Below are 3,863 nucleotides of genomic sequence, written 5' to 3' on the forward strand. Positions count from 1 at the left end.
CGGTCTATGATCCGCGGATCGCGCCGACGATGGCCGACAGCCCGTGGATCGAACAAGCGGTGCGCGCCGAGCCGAACCACGCGCTGCGCATCGACCGGCTGGCGCGCAGCGGCTTTGCGGTCGCGGCGGGGATGCAGCTCATCGGTCGGCGGTCGGTCGACGGCACGGCCGAGATCGACCTTGTCTCCGTTTATCGCGCGACGCGTGACGGCGATCCCAGCCATGAAGCGATGGAGGCGATGCGGCACGCCGGCAGCCATGGCTATGACGCGCTGCTCGCTGAACAGACCGGCTGGTTCGCGGATTTCTGGGCCGCTAGCAACGTCGACGTCCCCGCCGATCCCCGCGCCGCGCTCGCGATCCGCTTCGCGCTCGCCGAACTGGCGATGGCAGTGGGGCGCGACGGCAAGACCTCGATCGGCGCCAAGGGGCAGACCGGCGAAGGCTATGAAGGCCACGTCTTTTGGGACGCGGATCTCTATGTGCTGCCGGTGTTCGCCTTCACCCGACCCGAGATCGCTCGGGCGATGCTGATGTGGCGGATTTCGGGGCTCGATGCCGCGCGCGACAATGCGCGCGCGATGGGACAGCAGGCGGGCGCGCTCTATCCGTGGCGCACCATCGGCGGGCACGAATGCTCGGCCTATTTTCCGGCGGGATCGGCGCAATATCATATCAACGCCGATATTGCCTTCGCGCTGGAAACCTATCTCGCGGCGACCGGGGATCGCGCGATCCTCGCCGAAGGCGGTGCGGCGCTGCTGGTCGAGACCGCACGCATCTGGCTCCAGATCGGCTACCATGACGCGGCGCGCGGCGACGCCTTCGTCATCAATCGCGTGACCGGGCCCGACGAATATTCGGCGATCGTCAACAATAACCTCTATACCAACATGATGGCGGCGCGGCATTTGCGCTTCGCGGCGCGCGAGGGCGTCGCCGCCGGGCTGATCGACGCGGTCGAAGCAGCGCGGATGACGCGCGCGGCCGAGATGATGTTCCTGCCGTTCGACGCCGAGCGGCAGATCCCCGCGCAGGACGAGGCGTTCTTCGCGCTCGAGCCCTGGCCGTTCGGGCAGACACCGGCCGACGCCTATCCGTTGCTGCTTCATTTCCACCCGCTGACCATCTATCGCCACCGCGTGTCGAAACAGGCCGATGCGGTGCTCGCGCTGGCGCTGATGCCGGAAGCGTTCGGCGACGCCGGGCGGCGGATGCTCGATACCTATGAAGCGACGACAGTGCATGATTCGACGCTGTCGGCCAGCGCCTTCGCTACCGCCGCCGCGCGGGTCGGCGACGGCGCGCGCGCGGCGCATTACTGGCGCGTCGCGGCCCTGACCGACCTCGCCGACCTGTTCGGCAATGCCGACCACGGGCTCCACATGGCGGCGCTGGCGGGGAGCTGGACCGCACTCGTGATGGGCTTTGCCGGGATGCGGGTGGAGGGTGACATATTGTCGTTCGATCCGGTCGAGATTCCGGGGCTCGCGAACTACACTTTCACCGTCACGTTTCGCGGCGCGCGGGTCGAGGTAGCGGTGTCGGGCCGGGAGGCGCGCGCCACGGTTGACGGCGGCGATAATGTCGTCGTGCGATGCGGCGGGGCGGAGGCGAAGTGACGATGGCGTTCCGCGCGGCGATCTTCGATCTTGACGGCGTGCTCGTCGACAGCGCCCGGCTGCATTTCGTGGCGTGGAAAAAGATCGCCGAGGAACTCGGCGTGCATTTCACCGAAAAGGACAATGAAGCGCTGAAGGGCGTCGATCGCTTGGGCTCGCTCGAGCATATCCTGGCGCTCGGTGCGCTGGCGCGGACGCCGACCGAAAAGGACGAACTCGCCACGCGCAAGAACGGCTATTATCTCGAGGCGCTGGAAACGATGGACGCCAGCGCAGTGCTGCCCGGCGCGACCGCGTTGCTGGGCGCCGCGCGGGATGCGGGGCTGGCGCTGGCGGTTGCCTCTGCCAGTCGCAATGCAACGACGGTCCTCGCGCGCGCGCAGCTGCTCGATGCTTTCGATTTCGTTGCCGACGCCGGAAAGATCGCGCGGTCGAAGCCTGCGCCGGATATTTTCCTTGCCTGCGCCGAGGCGCTGGGGATCGCACCCGAAGCCTGCGTTGGTTTCGAGGACGCTGCCGCCGGCATCGCTGCGATCAAGGCGGCGGGGATGACCGCGATCGGGATCGGCGACCCGCTGGTGTTGGGCGCGGCGGACCGGGTGTTCGCCACGACTGCCGCGGTCGAGCTGGCGTCGGTGCTGCGGCTGGCGCGCTAAGCGGGAATGTCCCCGTTCGCGCTGCTCGCCGCTCAGGTCTGACGGACGATCAGCCGCGTCGGCAAGATGCTCGATTTGGGTTTCCCGCCCTCCAGCATCTGCATCAGCTTCTCCACCAGCAGCGCGCCAGCGAGATGTGTCTCCTGCTCGATCGTCGTGATCGCCGGGGTGAAATGCGCGGCGGGCGGGATGTTGTTGTAGCCACACAACGAATAATCGCGCGGCGCCTCCAGCCCCGCCTCGCGGAAGGCGGCGATGATCGCCATTGCGGCGGTATCCGAAAAGGCGAACACCGCGTCGGGCGGCTGATGGTTGCCACGCAGCCACTGCGCCGCGCTTTGGAAGATCGGCGCATAGGCCATTTGCTCCGCCGCGAGATGCTCGACGCTCACCTCGCGGTGTTTTGCGGCGATCTCGCGCAGTCCCTCGAAGCGCATGTTGATCTCGCTATGCGCGATATTGCCGACGAACAGCCAGCGTTTCGCGCCGCGCCGGACGAACAGCTCCCCCGCGAGCCGCCCGCCGAGGTGGTTGTCGCTGCCGACGGCGCAATAAGGATCGGCCGGGTCGACCCCGCCCCACACCACGAACGGCGCGCCGGCGCGGGCAAGGTCGCGCAGCATCCGGCCGCGCACGCCCTGGCCGAGGAAGATGAACCCGTCGGCCACGCGCGAGCTGATGAGATCGACATGGCTTTGCGCGTCGGACAGGTTTGGCGGGGAAAGCAGCAGATCCTGATTGCGCACCGACAGCGCTTCGGACACCCCCGCGAGCAATTCGAAGATGAACGGGTCGGCGACGCGCCCGGCGCGATGCGAGGCGAGATCGAGCACCACCGCGATCGTATCGTTGCGCGTCTGCCTGAGCTTTTGCGCATTGCGATTGATCGCATAGCCATTTTCCCGCGCGACCCGCAGCACGCGCTCGCGCGTCTCGTCATTGACCAGCGGGCTGTTGTTGAGGACGCGCGACACCGTCGGCTTCGAGACGTTCGCCAGCCGGGCGATATCCCCCATATTCACATCCATGCCGCGGCGACGCGCCAATATCCTCACTCCCCAACATTGAAACGGTTGCAATCGCTGCGGCGATCGCCGCCATCATGGCCGTCTGTGATCTTCCGGCAAGAGATAAGCGCGGGCAAAGCGCCGGCGCAACAACCAGCTTGTGTACCAGGGTGGGGATCCGTGCCCGGATGGGGAGGAGGGCACTCATGATCTCTTTTGCACCAACTGTTGCATTACTGCCACGCGATCGCATCGATGTGCCGATCTAAACCACTGATAAATATAACTTTTATTCGAAGGTGCTGGATGTAACATTTTATTGAAATGCAATTCAGGGCGGTATAACGTTCGTCGCGAAGACGCGCTTGAGAGCATGCGTCGATCGCAGGAGAGGAATATGATGTTGTCCCGCAATCGCACTTTCATCGCCGTTTCTGGCCTGGCAATGTCGGTTGCTCTGGCCAATCCGGCCTTGGCGCAGGATACATCGGCGCAGCCGGCCGCGGCGGCGCAACCCGCCGATACCGCCCCCGAAATGTCCGATATCGTCGTCACCGGCCGCCCGGCGGGCAGCGGGA

Annotated in this window: 3 protein-coding genes; 2 read left to right on the forward strand and 1 reads right to left on the reverse strand. The window is 66.1% G+C overall.

Going from position 1 to position 3,863, the window contains the following annotated elements:
* Together BGN95_RS12025 and pgmB are read left to right on the forward strand one after the other, a co-directional pair.
* Positions 1 to 1,622: glycosyl hydrolase family 65 domain-containing protein (locus BGN95_RS12025; RefSeq protein ID WP_286772736.1), on the forward strand; the 1,622-nt coding region annotated here is incomplete at its 5' end.
* A gap of 2 nt (positions 1,623 to 1,624) precedes the next feature.
* A complete protein-coding gene (gene pgmB, locus BGN95_RS12030) occupies positions 1,625 to 2,278 on the forward strand; it encodes a beta-phosphoglucomutase (RefSeq protein WP_265312820.1) in 654 nt (217 codons plus the stop codon).
* A gap of 32 nt (positions 2,279 to 2,310) precedes the next feature.
* On the opposite strand, the gene BGN95_RS12035 is transcribed toward pgmB, so the two are convergent.
* Positions 2,311 to 3,294, reverse strand: coding sequence for a LacI family DNA-binding transcriptional regulator (locus tag BGN95_RS12035; RefSeq protein ID WP_265312600.1), 984 nt, complete (start codon positions 3,292 to 3,294; stop codon positions 2,311 to 2,313).
* Between the last annotated feature and the right edge of the window lie 569 nt (positions 3,295 to 3,863).

Source organism: Sphingomonas sp. 66-10 (assembly GCF_001897045.1).
Classification (GTDB): domain Bacteria; phylum Pseudomonadota; class Alphaproteobacteria; order Sphingomonadales; family Sphingomonadaceae; genus Sphingomonas; species Sphingomonas lycopersici.

Excerpts from the sequence above, each read along its gene's own strand:
- pgmB (WP_265312820.1), top strand. The coding sequence starts at position 1,625 with ATGGCGTTCCGCGCGGCGATCTTCGATCTTGACGGCGTGCTCGTCGAC.
- BGN95_RS12035 (WP_265312600.1), bottom strand. The coding sequence starts at position 3,294 with ATGGGGGATATCGCCCGGCTGGCGAACGTCTCGAAGCCGACGGTGTCG.